Origin of the sequence: Actinomadura sp. NPDC048032 (assembly GCF_040653175.1) — a bacterium.
In the GTDB taxonomy this organism is placed as follows: Bacteria; Actinomycetota; Actinomycetes; order Streptosporangiales; family Streptosporangiaceae; genus Spirillospora; species Spirillospora verrucosospora.
The window spans coordinates 1-2,684 of record NZ_JBEZJP010000674.1; the positions used below are offsets into that span (position 1 = coordinate 1).

The 2,684-nt window shown below is 73.5% G+C and carries 3 protein-coding genes; all 3 read right to left on the minus strand.

Going from position 1 to position 2,684, the window contains the following annotated elements; all coding sequences use genetic code 11:
- Positions 1-31 precede the first annotated feature (31 nt).
- Positions 32-790 (minus strand): SDR family oxidoreductase, encoded by a 759-nt coding sequence (locus tag AB0C69_RS40895; RefSeq protein ID WP_345171142.1) that lies wholly within the window; start codon positions 788-790, stop codon positions 32-34.
- Positions 791-876: 86 nt separating this feature from the next.
- Positions 877-2,334: a hypothetical protein gene (locus tag AB0C69_RS40900; protein WP_360361987.1), complete on the minus strand. Its 1,458-nt coding sequence runs from the start codon at positions 2,332-2,334 to the stop codon at positions 877-879.
- Positions 2,335-2,408: 74 nt separating this feature from the next.
- A partial coding sequence (locus AB0C69_RS40905) for a sporulation protein (RefSeq protein ID WP_360361990.1) occupies positions 2,409-2,684 on the minus strand: 276 nt, incomplete at its 5' end.

Here is a 2,684-nt window from a genome sequence, read left to right on the forward strand (position 1 = left end):
GTCGCGGCGCCGCCCGGCGGCGACGCGACCGTCAGCTCCGCGACGGGTTCGGCCTGACGGTGACGTCCGAGACGACCGCGTCCCGCGGCGTCTCCAGCGCGGCGACCAGCACGCGCGCGACCGTGGCGGGGGCCGCGAAGTCGTCCTCGGCGTAGGGGTGGCCCTCCTGGGCGCGCACGCTGCGCTGCATCTCCGTGGCCGTCCGCCCCGGGTAGACGCTCGTGACGCGCAGGGACGGCTCCTCCGCGCGCAGCGAGTCGGCCAGCGCCCGCAGGCCGAACTTGCTCGCCGCGTACGCCGACCACTCGGGGTTGGCGCGCAGCCCCGCCGTGGAGTTGACGAACACCACGTGGCCCTCGGCGGCGCGCAGCGCGGGCAGCAGGAGCCGCGTGAGCTCCGCGGCCGACACCAGGTTGACCGACAGGTGCTCGATCCACTCGTCGGCCTCGGTGGCGGCGACCGTGCCCAGATGCACCATGCCCGCCGCGTGGACGACGCCGTCCAGCCGGGCGGGGATCCCGACCGCCGCGAGCCGCGCCTCGATGCGGCGCGGCTCGGTCAGGTCGAGCGGGATCGTGCCGATCGACGCCGCGCGGGGCGGCGAGGCGACCGCCCCCCGGTTGATGACCTGCGTGGCCGCGTGCGCGCCCCCGCGCAGCGTCGCCGCGAGCTTGTCCAGGCGCTCGGCGGAGCGGCCGGTGAGAAGGAGGTCGTGCCCGCGCTCGCGCAGCAGCTCCGCCACCGCCGTGCCGATGCCGCCGGTCGCGCCCGTGATCAGATACGTGCCCATGGCGCCCCATTCTCGTCGATCCCCTACCCCGGATGGACGCGCGGGACGGCGCGCTGGTTCGGCCCCGTCCCGAGGCGGGGTCGCGCTCAGTTCGGGCGCAGCACCCGCGCCGCGCCGGCGATCAGCGCCGTCACCAGCACCCACCCCGTCGCGACCAGCGCATACGCCACCCAGCGGGACCAGTTCACCGCGTCGTAGGACAGCTGCTGCCCGAACGTGTCGAGCGGGATCAGCAGGTCCAGCGTGTAGATCAGCGCGTGGAAGGACGGCAGCTCGTCCGGCGGCTTGACCGCGCGCGGATGCTCGATCGAGAACACCGTCGTTCCGGCGGCCAGCAGGGTGGCGAACCACGCGAACGCCAGCCAGGGCCGGTAGCCGAACCCGACCGTCCAGTCGAGCACGTGGTTCCACGCCCGGGCGACCGGGTGCAGCCCTCGGCGCCGCGCCCGCATCTTGGCGAGCTGCACCTTCCGGGCCAGGTCGTCGTGACCGATGCCGTGGTACCAGCCGGCCAGCTGCTCGTACGGCTGGAGGTGGAACTCCGGGTCCCGCGACACCCAGCTGAGCCGGTGCTTGAACTCGGCGCCGCGCAGGGTCTGGTACGTCATGCCGTTCAGGTACAGCTCGTCCGGCCAGATGTCCGGATGGTCCATGACCAGGTCGATCCTGGAGTACGACAGCGACACCCGGCCCTTGATCGGCTCCGCCGGCCACAGCAGCAGCTCGTCGACCTGCATGTGGCTGGCGTGCAGGGCCATCCGCGCCGGGTCGGAGGAGTCCAGGCGGCCCCGGATGAACGACAGGACGCCGTTCACGCGGGCGCTGCGCAGGCGGACGGTGCCGAACGTGCTGAACCCGTGGCTCAGCTCGGCGGTGTCCTCGACGACGATGTTCTGCGCGTCCAGCGCGATGCGGCCCGGATTGGTGAGCGTGGTGCGTTCCATGAACAGCCCGCCGTTCATCCGCGCTCCCACGAACCGCACCCCGCCGGTGATCTCGGCGTCCCGGATGAACGCCCCGGCGTCCACGACGAGGGCGCCGCCGGAGACCGCCCACTTCTCCGGCGCCGACGCGGTGACCCGCGTCCCGTTCATCCGCAGGCCGCCGAGGATCTGCGCCCGCGGCAGCCGCACCTCCCCCTCGATCTCGGACCCGGACAGGCTGAGGAAGCCGTCCGTGCGCAGGCCGCCGCCGTCGAAGCCGGGCATCCGGCAGCCGGAGAACCGGAGCTGGCGCGTCTCGGCGTTGGCGAACACCGGCTCCTCGACGAGCCGGCAGTCCTCCAGGAGCAGCTCGGCCTCGACGCGGCCCCCGGCGACGTCCAGCCGCCCGGTGACGTAGGCGCCGCGGAGCCGGACGGCCGCGACCGCGCCGGGACGCGGCTCGCACTCGCCGAGCAGCAGCCGGGTGATGATCTCGGCGCGGACGATGCGGTCGGGCAGGGGGCCGGCCGGGCGGTCGTCGCCGAGGACGACGGCCGCGCCGGTGGGGAACGCCGTCCAGAGGCGCCGTTCCGCGTGGTTCAGTCCGGGGGGCTGGGGCACGGGACCCCTTTCTACGCGGAGACCCCTCCGCGATCAACATCGCGGAGGGGTCCCGGTGATCGACCGGCCGGCGGTCAGAAGAAGCCCCGGCGGCGCCCGGCCTCCTGCAGGAAGCCGTCGAGCTGCTGCTCCCAGTTGGTGTGCTCGACGGTCGCGTAGTCGACCGTGAACCGGCTGAACGCGTCATGGCCCTCGGTGAACACCCCGCCGCGCTTGTCGAGCTCCAGCACGACCTCCATCGACTGCGGGTACGACACGAACGTCACTTCGAGCTGCTTGATGCCGCGCGCGTACTGCCCCGGCGGGTAGAACTCGATCTCCTGGTAGAAGGGCAGCTCCTGGTGGACGCC

Bases quoted from the DNA above. Each gene is read 5' to 3' on its own strand.
- AB0C69_RS40895 (WP_345171142.1), bottom strand. From the start codon at position 790: ATGGGCACGTATCTGATCACGGGCGCGACCGGCGGCATCGGCACGGCG.